Origin of the sequence: Algibacter sp. AS12 (genome assembly GCF_046736315.1) — a bacterium.
GTDB lineage: Bacteria > Bacteroidota > Bacteroidia > Flavobacteriales > Flavobacteriaceae > Algibacter_B > Algibacter_B amylolyticus.
This window is the reverse complement of record NZ_CP151841.1, coordinates 326,705-343,796: the sequence shown is the minus strand read 5'-3', so window position 1 is coordinate 343,796 and position 17,092 is coordinate 326,705. Positions and strand designations below refer to the sequence as shown.

Here is a 17,092-nt window from a genome sequence, read left to right as displayed (position 1 = left end):
CTTATTGATTTAAATATGACATTGAATAAAAGTAGAATAAAGAATATTGTTTTTTTCGTTTTAATTGGGGTCTTGTTATTGCCACAAACTCGAAAACCTATTCAAATACTAGTAAATAAAGGGTTTGCGCTTTTTGCTCCGTCTACAATTGATGCTTCAAACCAAAGTACAATAACAGATTATAAATGGCTATTAAAAGGTGAAAACAATACGGACTTTAACTTCACTACAACCAAGGACAAAGTCGTTTTGCTAAATTTTTGGGCCACTTGGTGTCCGCCGTGTATAGCGGAAATGCCTAGTATGCAATTATTGTATGAGGATTATAAAGATAAAATAGAGTTTGTTTTTGTTTCCAATGAAGATTTTCAAACTACGCATAGCTTCTTAATTAAAAATAAATTTTCATTCAGTTCGTATAAAGCCATTTCCAAATTTCCTGAGGTTTTTAATGTTTCTAGTATTCCTAGAACATTTCTAATTGATAAAAAAGGAAATATTGTAATTGATAAAACAGGTGCATCCAACTGGAATAGCGAAACAGTTAGGGAGACTATTGATACTTTGCTTAAAAAATAAATAGCTATGCCATCTAAATTTTTCGTAAATTTTACTATAATTTTATTGTGTAATTAAAAACAAATGGCAAATTGAATATAGTTGTATTAGACGGTTATACACTTAATCCAGGAGATTTAAGTTGGGAAGGTATTGAGCAATTTGGTGATGTAGTTGTTTATGACAGAACAGCAAATAATACCAAAGAAATCGTAAAGAATATTGGCGATGCCGAAATTGTTTTTACCAATAAAACACCACTTCCTAAAGCGGTATTAAAACAAGTGCCACAATTAAAATATATTGGAGTTTTGGCTACCGGTTATAATGTGGTAGATGTGAATACTGCCAAAGATATGGGTGTTACAGTTGCTAATGTACCTACTTACGGCACTCAGGCTGTAGCGCAATTTACCATGGCTTTACTGCTAGAGTTGTGCCATAATGTTGGTAATCATGCCGCTGCTGTAAATGATGGTGAATGGACCAAATCTAAAGATTTTTGTTTTTGGAATTCACCGCTTATAGAGCTGGATGGAAAAACTTTAGGAATTATTGGTTTTGGTAAAATAGGACAAGCTACAGCAAAAATTGGAGAGGCTTTTGGTTTAAATATTGTTGCCTTTAACCGAAGTGAAAATCCAGATCTAGAAACAGAAACTTGTAAATATGTGTCTTTGGATGAATTACTAGAAACATCGGATATTATTAGTTTACATTGTCCGCAAACCGATGCTACAACAGGAATTATCAATAAAGCAAATATTGATAAAATGAAAGATGGCGTAATGATTATAAACACATCTCGTGGCGGGTTGATAGTTGAAGATCATTTAAAAGATGCTCTAAATTCAGGTAAGGTATCTGGGGCTGCAGTCGATGTTGTTTCCTCGGAGCCTATTAAAGCAGATAACCCGTTATTAAGCGCTAAAAACTGTATTATTACACCTCATATTGCTTGGGCATCAAAAGCATCTAGAAACAGATTGATGCAAACTGCCGTAGAAAATTTAAAAGCTTATTTAGAAGGAAAACCCGTTAATGTGGTTAATAAGTAATTTGTTTATAAAACATGTAATTATAGTGTTTTAAAGAAAGCTTTTATAAAACTCCAAGAAAATAAAGAGCTCATTATTTTTAATTCTTCAACGAAAGAGGATTCTTCGTCTAAAAAGCGAAACATAGTTTGAATACTGTTTTTATCATAAAATTTTTCGAAAATCCATTCGCCTTTATAATTTTCATCCTTTAAAACTTTTAAGAATATTTTGTCGTAAAATTTAAAACGTGCTTTAACTAATTGATTTGATGGTATGTTATTTGTTTTGATGTTTTCAATAATTTGAGCTGCTTTTTTTTCGGTATGCTTAAAGGAATAGCCTGTAGATCCTTTAACCCAACCACCACCTGTACCAATTTTAGTTACTTTTTTGGTGTTGAATTTTTCAAAAGGAAAACTAGTCATTGGTATTTGTCCGCTTTCCGTTTCAGTTATCGTATAATGTTCAAGTTTTAAATACTTCTGTATATATTGTTTTATATAATTATCATAAGTTTCTTCGGAAACTATATTGGATGTAAAATAGGTAAATTCAACTAAGGCTTCGGTTTCAGAAAATGGTAATACGTAAGTAAATGTAGTTTGTTCGCCGTCTTTCAGTCTGTAATCCATCATGATTATCCTGTTTTTATCGAAAGCGTTTTTATCGGTTTTAATAACCCATCCCTTAAAATGTTGAATTATAGAAATGTGTTTTTCTGAATGTATTGAAAAAGATTCAGGAACTCGACTGTCAAAAACATGAGATGCCGTATATGCGTTTTTTAAAGTAGAAACACGTACATCATGATTTTCCTGTAAATCTGTTACCTGTTCTATAATGAACGTAAAATTATCTTTTTTTAAAAGCGTGCTAATTGCATGCTTATAAAAGTCTATAGAGCGTATTGATTTATAGGCGTAAGGTTTTAGGGTTAAATCAATGTTTTTTTTAGTTGTAATAACTGAGGCTTTGGACCATGAATTGAGGGTTAAATGGTTCCATGCAGAAGGTTCTGTTTCCCAAAAGCTCCACGTTTTATCATTCGTATCTTTTCTCGAAGGATCGATAAGCGCTATGCTTTTATTTTTAAAATAAGAATCGGATGCTATTTTTAAAGCTAGTTGTAAACCAGCCAACCCATTTCCAATAATAATATAGTCGAAATGGATTTTACTCATTATTAATGCAAGTTGGGAAATCTATTTTTTAAAATATTTAAACGGGACAAACAGCATGCCAAAGCACTCTCCATCATCTTTTCCTAAATGCTTGTGGTGCATTTTATGAGCGCGTCTTACCCCTTTTGCATACCAGTTGTTGGCATTTCTAAAAAGTTTAAATCGTTGATGGATAAAAATATCATGCACTATAAAATATGAAAGCCCATAAGCAAAAATACCTAATCCAATAGGTAAACCAGCCCAAAAGCTTGTATGCTTCCAGAGTAAAAAGAACCCTATGCTAACTACGGCGTAAAATATAAAAAAGGCGTCATTTCGCTCAAACCAACTATCATGATCTTTGTGGTGATGATCTTTGTGTAAACGCCATAAAAAACCATGCATCACGAATTTATGTGTAAACCATGCCATAAATTCCATGAACAAATAGGTGCCTATAAATATGAGTATCCAATACAAAGTTTGCATGTTGTAATTTTACATTAAATTTAATTGATATTTTACATAACTACGCATTAAAAGTTCTATTTTTTTCGGATTAGAAACCCGAATTCTTGAATCTTTAATTTTAAGCGCAGGGGTCTTTTTTAGCTTTTTTAAGAGTTGGCTGTAATATCTATACGCCATAAAAACGCCGAACTTAGCTTCGATTGGTAGTTTTTTAATACCGCTTAATCCTTTTTTAAAATCGGCTTCAATATCGTCAATAATATATTGTTTGGATGTTTCGTCTAGATTTTTTAAATCGGTGTTAGGGAAATAGGTACGGTCTAAACCTTCAAAATCGGCTTTCAAATCTCTTAAAAAATTCACTTTTTGAAATGCAGAACCAAGGGACATGGCCGTCTCTTTTAATTCATTAAATTTCTCGTCGTTTCCATTTACAAAAACACGTAAACACATTAAGCCAACTACATCGGCAGATCCATATATATAATCTTTGTATTCATCTTCATTTAAATAATTAGATTTATGTAAATCTAAGCGCATGCTATTCATAAAGGCATCTACAAACGATTTGTCAATGTTATATTTATAAAACGTATGTTGAAAAGAATTTAGAATAGGGTTTAAGCTAATTTTATGTGTTAAAGCTAGTTCTAAGTCTTCAGAAAATTTATTGAATAATAATTCTTTATCATAATCATGAAAAGAGTCAACGATCTCGTCGGCAAACCGAACAAAACCATATATATTATAAATATCGGCACGAATTGATTTGTATAGCATTTTGGTAGCCAAAGAAAACGATGTACTGTAAGTCTTGGTTACAAGCTTACTACTGTTGTAAGAAACGGTATCAAATATAGATTTCATACTAATAGTTTATGGTGTTTTGTTACTAAATCTGCTACTAATTTTCCAGAGATTAACGATGGTGGTACACCTGGTCCAGGAACCGTTAATTGTCCTGTAAAAAATAAATTATCTACTTTTTTACTTTTTAGTTTTGGTCTTAAAAAGGCGGTTTGTAACAATGTATTTGCCATACCGTATGCATTGCCTTTGTATGAGTTGTAATCTTTTATAAAATCGTTAATACAAAAACTCTCTTTAAAAATGACATGATCTTGCGCGTTTTGTGAGGTTAATTCTTCAAAACGTTTTATAATTTTATTAAAATAAGTTGCTCTTAATTCAGGAGTATCTTCTAGTCCTGGAGCTAAAGGTATTAAAAATATACCAGCTTCCTTTCCTTTGGGTGCTACATGTTTATCTGTTATACTAGGGAAACTTGCATAAAAAAGTGGGTTTTCTGGCCATTTAGGATTGTCATAAATAGCTTCGGCATGTACATCAAAATCTACATCAAAAAACAAAGTATGATGGTTTACGTTTTTTAGTTTCTTGTCGAATCCTACATAAAATAGGAGAGAGGAAGGAGCAAAGGTTTTCTTCTGCCAGTAGGACTCTGTGTATTGTCTTAGAGATTGATTTATTAAGGTTTCGGTATGGTGATAATCTGCACCACTTACTACAACATCAGAATAATATTTTGTTCCATTAGATTCTATACCTACTGCTTTTTTATTATTTACGATAATACTATCAACAGGGCTCTCTGTTTTAATTATTACACCAAGTGATTTTGCTAGCTTTTCAATGGCTATAATAACTTGATACATCCCTTTTTTAGGATGAAATGTGCCAAGTCCGAAATCGGCATAATTCATAAAACTATAAAATGATGGCGTATCACTAGGTTTAGCGCCTAAGAATAATACAGGGAATTCAAGTATTTTAACTAACCTCTCATTTTTAAAAGATTTTCGAACATCTTTTTTTATTGTGCTAAAAAACTGATTTATTTTTTTAATAGTAGCCGGTGTTATTAGCTCTAGAGGAGACACACCTGGATTGTATACTAAATCTTTAATGGCAATATCATAATTGTGTTTAGCTTGTTCAATGAACGTTTTAAGTTTTTTTGAACTTCCAGGTTCTTCCTTCTCGAAAGCTATTATAATTTTTTCCAAGGTATCTTCTATGGTAATAAAATCATCCTTACCAAAGTAAACGCTGTACGCTGGATTTAATTTTTCTAATGTATAGTAATCGGAAGGTTTTTTGTTGAAATCTGAGAAGAAACGCTCAAATACATCAGGCATCCAATACCATGTTGGACCTATATCAAAAGTGAAACCTTGGGTTTGTAGCTGCCTTGCACGACCACCAATGGTTTTGTTTTTCTCGAAAATTGTTACTTCATATCCAGCTTTAGCTAAATAGCATGCCGAAGCTAAAGAGGAGAAACCAGAACCTATTATGTTTATAGTTGTTTTCATATTGTTTAACAAATTTAGTTAAAAATTAAACAATAATGAAATTTTCACAAAGGTTTAACTAAATTTTCAATTGAATTAAAGATAGATATTTTTTCCGGAATATTTTCTACATGCACATCAGAAAACTTTTTACCTAAGAGCATGAGTCTGGTGTTTTCCTTATTTAAAATTAAACTTTTAAAATTATCTAAATAATCTTGAATGTCTTTACTTTCAGGATATACTGTAAAATAGGATACAAAAGTAATTTCATCGAAGAATTCAAGTAAATTATTTAAGTTTTCCATAGGTACACTTTCACCTAGAAAAATAGTATGGTAGCCTTTACTTCTAAGTTGGTAATTAATAAATAGAAGGCCTATGTCATGAATTTCGTTTTCCGGAAGAAATAATACAAAAGTACTAGTACTTGGTTTGGGTTCTAATAGTTGTAAACGTTCTGTGTTTATAAGGATTTTTTGTTTTATAAGTACAGATATAAAATGCTCATGAGCTGGAGTTATAGTGTTTGTTTGCCAAAGCATTCCTATTTCTTCTAGCAATGGAAGAAATACAGAATAGAAAATTTCGCTAAATGTTTTTGAATCTAAAAGATTATTATAAGTGCTATAAAATAAAACTTGATCAAAGTTTATCATAGCCATTTTTAGTGCGTTAATGGAGTAGTCTTCGGCGCGAGCTCTAGAGGCTATTTCTCTAACTTTAATAGGGATTTGTTCGGCTTTAAGGTCTGCAATCTTCGAAATTTTTAAACCATTATTATTAAGGTAAGATATATTTAATAGTTTTTGAAAACTAGATAAACTGTAGTTTCTAATATTGGTATCAGATCTTTGTGGACTAAGTAAATTATAGCGTTTTTCCCAAATACGAATGGTATGTGCCTTAATTCCTGTAAGGTTTTCGAGGTCTTTAATACTAAAGTTAACTTTAATGTTGTTCATCTAAAATGAATTTAAGTTAAACAAAAGTATGTTTTTTTAATGTGAATTCTCTAATTTTTAGTAATAAAAAGAATATTTCGAAGTAAGAGTAGGAAAAATTGTAGTGTTGTTTTTGGTAAAAAAGTGCGCACGAGAAGATTCGAACTTCCACATCCTAAAACGGATACTGGCCCCTCAAGCCAGCGCGTCTACCAATTCCGCCACGTGCGCATTATAAGGATGGCAAAAGTATAAAAAGTTAAGCAATATAGGGTAACTTAATTTTTCCAAATTAATTAAATAATTTAAACTTTTGCAATGTGGGGTTTTGGTTGTTTGTAAGCGAATTATTATTTAATAAGCCAATATTTAGTTGGTTTGCTGTGGTTAACGCAATTTAAAAAAGTTTGATTTGCTATTAGGACTTGGAAAAAAATAATAGATTAAAATAAATAAGCCTGAAACATTAGTTTCAGGCTTTCTGTTTGTGACCGGGCTGGGGCTCGAACCCAGGACCCTCTCCTTAAAAGGGAGATGCTCTACCAACTGAGCTACCAGGTCATTAATTCCAAACTAACATAACATGTGTTTTTGTTAGCGGCTGCAAATATAGTACCTATTTTTAATTATGCAAGGATTTTTTAACTTCAATATTAGGAAAAGAATTTTAGGTAAGTGCAACCTAAGTTTGAGTTTGAATATTTAGAATAAAAATATTAATAAAACAGATGTCTCTAGCTTGAATAGGGAAGAGGCAAATAGAAAAGTGTTAAAAATAAAAAAGCCCGAAACTAAAGTTTCAGGCTTTCTGTTTGTGACCGGGCTGGGGCTCGAACCCAGGACCCTCTCCTTAAAAGGGAGATGCTCTACCAACTGAGCTACCAGGTCATTATTCCAAACTAACATAACATACGTTGTTGTTAGCGGGTGCAAATATAGTACCTATTTTTAATTATACAAGGGTTTTTTTAAATAAATTTTTGTTTTTTTGCACTCGGAATACGTATGTTTTTAAGAATCAATTTATAACGAGAAAATGATAATTATTTTAATAGGGTATATGGCATCTGGAAAGACGTCAATTGGAAAGAAATTAGCAAAAAAATTGAATTATAATTTTCTAGATTTAGATGATTTTATAGAAGAAAAAGAAAATATGTCGGTTAGTGAGATATTTAAAACCAAAGGAGAAATCTATTTTAGAAAGCAAGAAGCACATTATTTAGAAGCTATATTAGAGTCTGAAAATAATACTATTTTATCAGTTGGTGGAGGAACACCGTGTTATAGTGGTAATATGGATGTTATTTTAAAATCAGAACATGCTAAGTGTATCTATTTAAAGGCCACATTACCAACATTGGCAAATAAACTATTGCTAAAAAAAGCAAAACGTCCTTTAATTTCTCATATAGAAACTATAGAGGAGATGACCGAGTTTATAGGGAAGCATTTGTTTGAGCGCTCTCAGTATTACAGTCGAGCTGAAATTAAAGTTTCAATTGATAATAAAAGTAAAGATGATGTTGTAGAGGATATCGTTCTTCAACTATTCTAAAACAGCACTAAACACCCTACCTTCTAAAACCACGTCTATATGTTCATGTAGCGAGGTAGATAATGAAATACCCTTAAAATCTGCTTTTACAGGGTATTTTTTATGGTTTCTATTTACTAATACAGCTGTTTTAAATTGTTTTAATGGCACATTTAAAAAGTGTTTTACACCATAAATTAAAGTAGTGCCAGAGTTTAAAACATCATCCACGAGTACAATAGATTTGTTTTTGTATTCTTCTTCTTTAATAGATGTTTTTACCTCTTGCCAAGGGTGTTTTTTATCAATACTAACTTTACAAAGTACTGGTGTTATATCAGATATTTTTTGAAGTACAGTTTTTAATTTTTTTGCAAATACATAACCATTCTTGTCTATTCCAGCAAGAACAACCTCTTTTTCATTAACATTACTTTCATAAATTTGAAAGGCAATGCGTCTTATTTTATGGTTAATTTCGTTGTGATTAAGAATAACATTAGTCTTAACAGTCATAATTGTGGTTATATAAATTAAAGGTTAAAATTACTCATTTTTATTTGTTTATTATATTTTATTCGGCGGTCAAATTTAACAGTAATATAAATTATAGTAAATAGTTATATATCAGTTATAGTTGTTTCATCTGTATAATCATCAATATCTCGTCTATCTTTTTTAGTAGGTCTTCCAGTTCCTTTTTTTCTGTAATAGTCTTTAGAGTATTTTAAAAGTTCCTTGGCCTCAAATTGTTCTTTTGGTGTAATATCTGTTCGGTAAAGGTCTACGAGTTTTGCTCCAATTCTACTTTCTGGAATATCATTAACCTTTATCTTATAATTTATTTGTTCCTTTCTTAATTGAATAATGTCTAAAGGGTAAACCTCGCGGCTAGGTTTAACAACATCATCATTAACCCTAACCTGTCCTTTTTTGCAAGCAGTTGTGGCTATTGTTCTTGTTTTATAATATCTAATACACCATAAATATTTATCTACACGCATATAATTAATGTGTTAAAGGGCGTTAATAATGTTGTGCAAGATTATATTAAAATTGTATCTTGCAGCCTCAAAAATACGTAATAATGAGTTTAAGAAAAATAGGTTTTTTTATATTAAGTTTTGTTTTAATATTTTCTTCTTGTAAGAAAGACGACGATAACGGTAGTACGACTGTTACCATTGAAGTTGCCGATAGAACAGAACAACAGGTTATAGACGATTCTTTATTAGTTGATTATTTAGAAAGACACTATTATAACTCTAGTGCTTTTGGCGACTCTAATACCAACCCAAGTCTTGCTGATTTAAATATAGAAGAACTTCTAGATGGAGAAACTTTAGAAGATGGTAACACGTTGCTAGGCGATTTATTAGATGTTCCTGGTTCTGCATTAATTACTAAAACAGTTGAATATTTAGATACAGAATACAAAATTTATATTTTGAAATTAAATCAAGGTGGAGGGGCTGATTCTCCAAACTTTTCTGATACAGTTCGTGTTAATTATGAGGGGTTTACTCTAGAGAATAGTGTATTTGATAGTGCGGCTACCCCTGTAGATTTTGATTTAACTTCGTTAATTCCAGCTTGGAGAAAAGTTCTTGTAGATTTTAACGTAGCAGAAGGTTTTATGGATGGAGACGATGGTGTTGTTAACTTTACCAACCGTGGTGTAGGTGTTATGTTTTTACCTTCTGGATTAGGTTATTTTTCTGGAGCTACAACGGGTATTTCTTCTTACTCACCTTTAGTATTTAAGTTTGATTTGTTACAAACATTTGAAAATGATCATGATTTTGATGGTATCCCATCATATCTTGAAGATTTATATAAAGCAGATGGTACGCCAGGAAGCGACGGTGAATATACTGTTAATTACGAAGATTTAACAGATGAAACTGATGATGATACTGATGGTGATGGCTTTGCAAATTATGGTGATTCTGATGATGATGCCGATGGTGTATTAACTAGAGACGAATTACAATCTAATACCTATGTAGTAGATACTAATAATGGTGACGCAGAACCAACTTTAGATGATACCATGGAGTTTGAAGTAGGGAGAACTGAGGTTGAAGGTGTAATTACTATTAAAACTTTAAAAATTGTAGATTCAAACGGTAATAATATTGGAGATTATTTAGATGCAGATATTATAGAAATAAATAATACTGACGATTACTAGTAAAGCAACAACACTTTATAAAACTAAAAAACCTCGCTTTTGCGAGGTTTTTTAGTTTTATAAGAATAGCAATTATTAAAGCAACAACGATAGGCTTAAAATAAGCTGATCTGGTCTTGTATCTAATCTATCCACATTAATACCATTGTTACCTATAAATGTGGCTTCGTTCTCACTAAATCCGCGTTCGTATCTTAAATCAATTCCTAACTTTTTAAAGTTAAGAGCAATTCCAAAGTTTAAGCCCACCGAAAAATCTTCTTCTACATTATCTATAGTAATACCTTCAAATTCGGTATCTAAAATGTATTGTAGCGAAGGTCCTCCAAAAACACTAATTGGTCCTAAAATTTTTACGCCAACCAAAAGTGGTGCATCTAACTTTTGCATGCTAAACGTGTCGTCATTATAATCACTTTTTGTGCTGGTATAAACTATTTCTGGTTTAAAATAAATGTCTTCTCCAACTTTACCAAATAACCCAATATGGTATCCTACATTTCTATCTGGGTTGCTGTAATTATCGCTAATAGATTCAAAATAATCACCATTAGCATTGTAATTTAGCCCACCTTTTATTCCAATACCTTGCTGTGTTTGAGCCATTGCAGTTATAGGTAAAGCAATAGCAGTAATTAAAATTAAAAATAGATTTTTACTCACGCCACTATAATTTTTAAAGTGGTCGTGAAAGTTTTGTAAACTTTTCATAATGTTCGTTTTTTTAGATTTCATTAACAGTAACAAAAACGTTGCCAAAAGTAATTTATTTCGTTTTCAAGCTATCATTTTTGTTTTTTAGTATTCATATTCCTTATTTTCAAATGGTAAAATAATACAAATATTACGTATTTCTAAAATAAAAAAACTTATTACTTGCACTTATTTTATTTGGTAATGGGTATTCTATATCTTTGCCGCTTTATACTGTTGAAATAATGAAATTCGAATTACTAGCAAAAGACGCTCAAAGCAAAGCAAGAGCAGGGAAATTAACTACAGATCATGGTGTTATAGAAACGCCTATTTTTATGCCAGTAGGTACTGTAGCAACAGTAAAAGGGGTGCATCAACGCGAATTGAAAGATGATATAAATCCAGATATTATTTTAGGTAATACCTATCATTTGTATTTACGTCCTCAAACTCATATTATAGAAAAGGCTGGCGGACTTCATAAATTTATGAATTGGGATAGAAATATTTTAACCGATTCTGGAGGTTACCAAGTCTATTCCTTATCGGCCAATAGAAAAATTAAGGAAGAAGGTGTAAAGTTTAAATCACATATTGATGGAAGCTACCATACATTTACACCAGAAAATGTAATGGAAATTCAACGTTCCATTGGAGCCGATATTATTATGGCTTTTGATGAGTGTACACCATATCCATGCGACTACAATTATGCAAAACGATCTATGCACATGACGCATCGTTGGTTAGATAGATGTATTAATCATTTAGAAAAAACACCTTTAAAATACGATTATAACCAAGCGTTTTTTCCTATTGTTCAAGGAAGTACATATACAGATTTACGTAAACAATCAGCAGAATACATAGCAAATTCGGGAGCTGTTGGTAATGCTATTGGAGGACTTTCAGTAGGTGAACCGGCCGAAGAAATGTATGCCATGACCGATGTGGTGTGTTCTATTTTACCCGAAGAAAAACCAAGATATTTAATGGGTGTGGGTACGCCAATCAATATTTTAGAAAATATTGCGTTAGGTGTAGATATGTTTGATTGTGTTATGCCAACTCGTAATGCTAGAAATGGTATGTTATTTACAGCACATGGGAGCATAAATATTAAAAACTTAAAGTGGGCAGACGATTTTTCTCCTATTGATGACATGGGAATTACTTTCGTGGATACCGAGTATAGTAAAGCTTATTTAAGACATCTATTTACTGTTAATGAGTTGTTAGGTAAACAAATAGCAACAATACATAATCTAGGGTTTTATTTATGGTTGGTTCGAGAAGCAAGAAAACATATATTAGCAGGAGATTTTAGAACCTGGAAAGATAAAATGGTTAAACAAATGGATAACCGTTTGTAAAACATAAATAGATATTAATTATTTAAGCGTTATTGATATCTTTTTTTTGAAGGAAAGCAAAAAATGAAAATACTTGATTGGTACATATTAAAACGGTATTTGTTTACTTTTACCATGTTACTATTATTATTTATACCAATAATGATAACAGTTCACCTTGCTGAAAAAATTGGTAAAATACTTGAAAACGAAGTGCCTTTTGGAGAGGTAATGGCTTACCTATTAGATTTTACTATTTACTTTAGTTATTTACTTTTTCCTCTTTTTCTATTTATTTCTGTAATTTGGTTTACTTCAAAATTAGCTAACAATACAGAGGTTATTGCCTTTTTAAGTTCTGGAGTGTCATTCTCAAGGTTTTTAAGACCATATTTAATTGGAGCTGCTATTGTTGCTGTTTTTTCAATAATTCTAGGTTTATATTTAGCACCTAAAGCTAGCGAAGGTTTTAACGATTTTAGTTATAAGTACTTTAAAAAAGGAAAAAGCGCTGTCGATAATACCAATGTATTTAGGCAAATTAATGACAACGAAATTATTTATGTTAGTAATTTTAATGTGAAAAACAAAGTAGGTAATAACTTTACTTTAGAGCATTTTGAAGATAATAAACTTAAATATAAAATTACAGCTAGTAATATTAGATACTTGCCCGAAGATACTATTTATAGATTAACAAACTATTTAAAGCGTGATATTGGAGAACACGAGGATGAAATCGAAGTTCTAAGAAGAAAAGATACATTGTTCGCTTTTGATGTCGATGAGCTAATCCCCGAAATTTATGCTGCCGAAACTAAAATGTATGGCGAGCTTAAAGAATTTATAGATAAAGAAGAAGCAAGAGGATCCTCAAACGTGGGGCGTTTTAAATTGGTATTATATAGAAAATGGAGTTTACCGGTTTCTGTTTTTATCTTAACTATTATTGCTTTGGCGGTGTCTTCAAAAAAACGACGTGGAGGAATGGGCGTTAACTTAGCTATAGGTATATGTATTGCTATGGTTTTTGTTTTTTTCGATAAAATCTTTGGTGTTATGGCAGAGCAATCCGATTTCAACCCAATTATTGCGGTATGGTTTCCTAATATCTTATTTGGTATTTTAGCAGCATATATGTTGTATAATGCTAAGCGATAAAATAAAAAACTTTCTTCACCTTCACCTTTTAGTTTTTATAGCAGGTTTTACAGCTATTTTAGGTGAAATAATAACTATTACGGCTATTCCTTTAGTTTGGTTTAGAATGGTAATGGCTACCGTGTTAATTTTTATTTATGTTTTATTAGTTAAAGTTAAACTGAAAATAACTTTAAAATCGTTTTTAAGCCTATTTGTGGCTGGAGTTATTATTGCATTACACTGGATTACTTTTTTTGGGGCCATCGATGCCTCAAATATATCCATAACATTAGCCATGTTCTCAACAGGTGCTTTTTTTGCATCATTAATAGAACCTATTATTTATAAGCGTTCCATTATTTGGTACGAAATACTGTTCGGCGTTATTGTAATATTAGGAGTGTTCATTATTACACAAAGTGAAATAAAATACCTTACAGGAATTGTTTTAGGGATTTTATCGGCCTTTTTGTCTTCGTTATTTGCTGTTCTAAACGGTCATTTTTTAAAAAAACATTCTGCAACTGTTATTTCCTTTTACGAGTTTATTAGTGGCGTGGCATTTATTAGTATTTATATTTCGTTATTTGGCGAAGGGTTTACCAAGGATTTCTTTATTTTAAGCCTATCAGATTTTTGGAGTTTGTTCATTCTGGCTTCTGTTTGTACGGCCTATGCATTTATAGCTTCTGTATATATAATGAAAAGCATAAGTCCTTATACTGTGGTGTTAACCTATAATTTAGAGCCTGTTTATGGTATTGCAATGGCCTTTATTCTATTTCCAGAAACAGAAAAAATGAGTACATCATTTTATTATGGTGCGCTTGTTATAATTAGTGTTGTGCTTTTAAACGGGATACTTAAAAACAGTAAAAAGTTAAAAAGAAAGACGCCATAGCCCGTAAACAAAATTAAAGTTTTTATATTTGCCATCTAACTAAAGCTAATAGCCAAAAAAGAAATTCTTATGGAATATTTAGAATTTGAATTGCCAATAAAAGAACTAGAAGACCAGTTACAAAAGTGTAAGGTCATTGGAGATGAAAGTGAAGTTGATGTTACAGAAACTTGTAAACAGATTGAAAAGAAGTTAGCGGCTACTCAAAAAGAAATTTATAAAAATATAACACCTTGGCAGCGTGTACAATTGTCACGCCATCCAGAACGCCCATATACTCTAGATCATATTAAAGCCATTTGTGGTTCTTCTTTTTTAGAATTACACGGCGATAGAAGCTTTAAAGACGATAAAGCAATGATTGGTGGTTTAGGTAAAATTGGCGACCAAAGCTTTATGTTTATTGGTCAACAAAAAGGTTTTAATACTAAAACAAGACAATATAGAAATTTCGGGATGGCAAATCCTGAAGGCTATAGAAAAGCTTTACGCTTAATGAAGTCTGCCGAAAAATTTGGCATTCCTGTAGTGACGCTTTTAGATACTCCTGGTGCTTATCCTGGTTTAGAAGCTGAAGAGCGCGGACAAGGAGAAGCTATTGCTAGAAATATTTTAGAAATGACACGCCTTAAGGTACCTGTAATAACTATTGTTATTGGAGAAGGAGCTTCCGGAGGTGCATTAGGAATAGGAGTAGGAGATAGAGTATTAATGTTGGAAAACACGTGGTACTCTGTAATTTCCCCAGAATCTTGTTCTTCTATTTTATGGAGAAGCTGGGAATATAAAGAACAAGCTGCCGAAGCTTTAAAATTAACTGCTACAGATATGAAAAGGCTGAAGTTAGTTGATGGTATTATAAAAGAACCTTTAGGAGGTGCACACAGAGACAGAGCAAAAACATTTAAATCTGTTAGCGATGCCATCGTGAAAAATTATAATGAGTTAAAAGACTTATCTCCAAAAGATTTAGTAGCACAACGTATGGATAAATATGCTCAAATGGGCGTGTACAAAGGCTAGAACTTTTAAAACAAAATTTATTAGAAAAGACTGAGGTGAATAACTTCAGTTTTTTTATGCTTATTCACAATATTTATGACTTATTAACAGTTCAATTGTTAACGAGTGGTGAACATTGAAATACGATTATTTACCAAAACCATTTTCTTTTTAATTACTTTCGTTGCTATGAAACAACCCAATAATTTACAAGGCTATAAAGTTGATAAAAGTACTATTATCAACCTAGAAAAAGGTAAAATACCGCCACAAGCTCTTGATTTAGAAGAGGTTGTGCTGGGTGCAATGATGATTGATAAAAAAGGTGTTGATGAAGTTATCGATATTTTAAGTGCAGATGCATTTTATAAAGAAGCCCATCAACATATCTTTGAAGCTATTTTTCAGTTATTTGAAAATAGCGAGCCGGTCGACTTATTAACCGTTTCTACGCAATTAAAGAAAAACTCAAAACTAGAATTATCTGGAGGCGATTTTTATTTAATTTCTCTTACTCAAAAGGTGTCTTCTTCCGCACATATCGAGTTCCATGCGCGTATTATTTTACAGAAATTTATTCAGCGTAGTTTAATTAAAATATCAAGTGAGATTATTGAAGAGGCTTACGATGAAACTAGAGATGTTTTCGATTTGTTAGATACAGCAGAATCCAAATTGTACGAAGTTACACAGGGTAATATTAAAAAATCAAGTGAAACTGCGCAAGATTTAGTAATTCAGGCTAAAAAGAAAATTGAAGAAATTTCAAACAAAGAAGGCCTAAGTGGAATTCCAACGGGTTTCAATAAATTAGATAAGTTAACTTCTGGTTGGCAACCATCCGATTTAATTATTATTGCTGCACGTCCTGGTATGGGTAAAACAGCTTTAACATTATCTATGGCTAGAAATATTGCTGTAGATCAAAATATGCCAGTAGCTTTTTTCTCTTTAGAGATGGCTTCTGTACAATTAATTACCCGTTTAATTTCTAGTGAAACTGGGCTTTCTTCTGAAAAATTAAGAACAGGTAAACTTGAAAAACACGAATGGGAGCAACTTAACGTTAAAGTTAAGGGTTTAGAAAAAGCACCATTGTTTATTGATGATACACCATCACTTTCTATTTTCGATTTAAGAGCAAAAGCACGTCGTTTATCCTCGCAACATGGTATTAAATTAATCATGATTGATTATTTGCAGTTAATGACGGGTGGTAGTAATCATGGTGGAAACCGTGAACAAGAAATATCGATGATTTCTCGAAACCTTAAAGCCTTGGCAAAAGAACTTATGGTTCCGGTTATCGCACTTTCTCAGTTATCGCGTGCGGTTGAAACGCGTGGAGGAAGTAAACGTCCGTTACTTTCAGATTTACGTGAATCTGGAGCGATCGAGCAGGATGCCGATATTGTAAGCTTTATCTTTAGACCAGAATATTATAAAATTGACGAATGGGATGATGAAGAGCGTTCGCCAACCGAAGGTCAAGCCGAATTTATTGTAGCAAAGCACCGTAATGGTGGTTTAGAAAATATTCGTTTAAAGTTTATTGGACACTTAGGTAAATTTGATAACCTAGAAGATTTTGATTCACCATTCGAGTTTCATTCTAAAATGAATGCGGCCGCTAATGATGATACTTTTAAAACAGATAATTTTAAAGCAAGTCCAGATCAAGCTTTTGGAAGTTCGTTTAATGATGACGATGATAATGAAGTACCGTTTTAATTATCGAAGAACTTAAATTGAAAATAATTTTAATTCCTTTCAATT

At 31.8% G+C, this 17,092-nt stretch carries 17 protein-coding genes and 3 tRNA genes; 9 read left to right on the top strand and 11 right to left on the bottom strand.

The features are described 5' to 3' along the window. The first annotated feature begins 15 nt into the window (after positions 1–15). Both AAFN75_RS01380 and AAFN75_RS01375 read left to right on the top strand, forming a co-directional pair. On the top strand, positions 16–579 hold the full coding sequence (locus AAFN75_RS01380; RefSeq protein WP_411807899.1) for a TlpA family protein disulfide reductase: 564 nt from the start codon (positions 16–18) through the stop codon (positions 577–579). Between the two features lie 71 nt (positions 580–650). Continuing rightward, the gene (locus AAFN75_RS01375; RefSeq protein ID WP_411807898.1) at positions 651–1,616 is read left to right on the top strand and encodes a D-2-hydroxyacid dehydrogenase; all 966 of its coding nucleotides are present in this window, start codon (positions 651–653) and stop codon (positions 1,614–1,616) included. A 20-nt stretch (positions 1,617–1,636) separates the two neighbouring features. Here the strand turns inward: AAFN75_RS01375 and AAFN75_RS01370 are convergent, their stop codons facing one another. The 8 genes from AAFN75_RS01370 to AAFN75_RS01335 form a co-directional block, all read right to left on the bottom strand. Further along, entirely contained in the window at positions 1,637–2,779 is a 1,143-nt protein-coding gene (locus AAFN75_RS01370; RefSeq protein WP_411807897.1) for a lycopene cyclase family protein, read from the bottom strand. A gap of 21 nt (positions 2,780–2,800) precedes the next feature. Next, positions 2,801–3,250, bottom strand: a complete 450-nt coding sequence (locus tag AAFN75_RS01365; RefSeq protein ID WP_411807896.1) for a beta-carotene hydroxylase — start codon at positions 3,248–3,250, stop codon at positions 2,801–2,803. A 9-nt stretch (positions 3,251–3,259) separates the two neighbouring features. Further along, positions 3,260–4,099, bottom strand: a complete 840-nt coding sequence (locus AAFN75_RS01360) for a phytoene/squalene synthase family protein (RefSeq protein WP_411807895.1) — start codon at positions 4,097–4,099, stop codon at positions 3,260–3,262. Continuing rightward, positions 4,096–5,568, bottom strand: a complete 1,473-nt coding sequence (locus tag AAFN75_RS01355; protein ID WP_411807894.1) for a phytoene desaturase family protein — start codon at positions 5,566–5,568, stop codon at positions 4,096–4,098. The genes AAFN75_RS01360 and AAFN75_RS01355 overlap by 4 nt, the downstream gene beginning before the upstream one ends. Positions 5,569–5,612: 44 nt before the next feature. Next, positions 5,613–6,512, bottom strand: coding sequence for a MerR family transcriptional regulator (locus tag AAFN75_RS01350; protein ID WP_411807893.1), 900 nt, complete (start codon positions 6,510–6,512; stop codon positions 5,613–5,615). Between the two features lie 124 nt (positions 6,513–6,636). Further along, positions 6,637–6,722, bottom strand: a tRNA-Leu gene (locus AAFN75_RS01345). 257 nt (positions 6,723–6,979) lie between these two features. Beyond that, positions 6,980–7,052: transfer RNA gene (locus tag AAFN75_RS01340), tRNA-Lys, on the bottom strand. Between the two features lie 254 nt (positions 7,053–7,306). Beyond that, positions 7,307–7,379 (bottom strand) — tRNA-Lys (locus AAFN75_RS01335). Between the two features lie 148 nt (positions 7,380–7,527). On the opposite strand from AAFN75_RS01335, the gene AAFN75_RS01330 reads away from it, so the two are divergent. Next, the gene (locus AAFN75_RS01330) at positions 7,528–8,049 is read left to right on the top strand and encodes a shikimate kinase (protein ID WP_411807892.1); all 522 of its coding nucleotides are present in this window, start codon (positions 7,528–7,530) and stop codon (positions 8,047–8,049) included. On the opposite strand, the gene AAFN75_RS01325 is transcribed toward AAFN75_RS01330, so the two are convergent. Together AAFN75_RS01325 and AAFN75_RS01320 are read right to left on the bottom strand one after the other, a co-directional pair. Beyond that, on the bottom strand, positions 8,041–8,544 hold the full coding sequence (locus AAFN75_RS01325) for a phosphoribosyltransferase domain-containing protein (protein WP_411807891.1): 504 nt from the start codon (positions 8,542–8,544) through the stop codon (positions 8,041–8,043). The two genes, AAFN75_RS01330 and AAFN75_RS01325, sit on opposite strands and share 9 nt — an antisense overlap. A 104-nt stretch (positions 8,545–8,648) precedes the next feature. Beyond that, on the bottom strand, positions 8,649–9,032 hold the full coding sequence (locus AAFN75_RS01320; protein ID WP_411807890.1) for an RNA-binding S4 domain-containing protein: 384 nt from the start codon (positions 9,030–9,032) through the stop codon (positions 8,649–8,651). A gap of 83 nt (positions 9,033–9,115) precedes the next feature. Between AAFN75_RS01320 and AAFN75_RS01315 the strand changes: the two genes are divergently transcribed. Further along, entirely contained in the window at positions 9,116–10,222 is a 1,107-nt protein-coding gene (locus tag AAFN75_RS01315) for an FKBP-type peptidyl-prolyl cis-trans isomerase (RefSeq protein WP_411807889.1), read from the top strand. 75 nt (positions 10,223–10,297) lie between these two features. Here AAFN75_RS01315 and AAFN75_RS01310 read toward each other — a convergent pair whose 3' ends face one another. After that, positions 10,298–10,933 (bottom strand): outer membrane beta-barrel protein, encoded by a 636-nt coding sequence (locus AAFN75_RS01310; RefSeq protein ID WP_411807888.1) that lies wholly within the window; start codon positions 10,931–10,933, stop codon positions 10,298–10,300. Between the two features lie 227 nt (positions 10,934–11,160). Here AAFN75_RS01310 and tgt point away from each other — a divergent pair, with 227 nt between their 5' ends. The 5 genes from tgt (at position 11,161) to dnaB (ending at position 17,047) form a co-directional block, all read left to right on the top strand. After that, complete coding sequence (gene tgt / locus AAFN75_RS01305) at positions 11,161–12,291, top strand: tRNA guanosine(34) transglycosylase Tgt (RefSeq protein ID WP_144116428.1); 1,131 nt, start codon at positions 11,161–11,163, stop codon at positions 12,289–12,291. A gap of 63 nt (positions 12,292–12,354) precedes the next feature. Then, the gene (locus tag AAFN75_RS01300) at positions 12,355–13,431 is read left to right on the top strand and encodes an LptF/LptG family permease (protein WP_411807887.1); all 1,077 of its coding nucleotides are present in this window, start codon (positions 12,355–12,357) and stop codon (positions 13,429–13,431) included. Beyond that, positions 13,418–14,314, top strand: a complete 897-nt coding sequence (locus tag AAFN75_RS01295; protein WP_411807886.1) for a DMT family transporter — start codon at positions 13,418–13,420, stop codon at positions 14,312–14,314. Before AAFN75_RS01300 ends, AAFN75_RS01295 begins: the two co-directional genes overlap by 14 nt. Before the next feature lie 69 nt (positions 14,315–14,383). After that, the gene (locus tag AAFN75_RS01290; protein ID WP_144116425.1) at positions 14,384–15,337 is read left to right on the top strand and encodes an acetyl-CoA carboxylase carboxyltransferase subunit alpha; all 954 of its coding nucleotides are present in this window, start codon (positions 14,384–14,386) and stop codon (positions 15,335–15,337) included. 168 nt (positions 15,338–15,505) lie between these two features. Further along, complete coding sequence (gene dnaB / locus AAFN75_RS01285; protein ID WP_144116599.1) at positions 15,506–17,047, top strand: replicative DNA helicase; 1,542 nt, start codon at positions 15,506–15,508, stop codon at positions 17,045–17,047. Positions 17,048–17,092 lie beyond the last annotated feature (45 nt).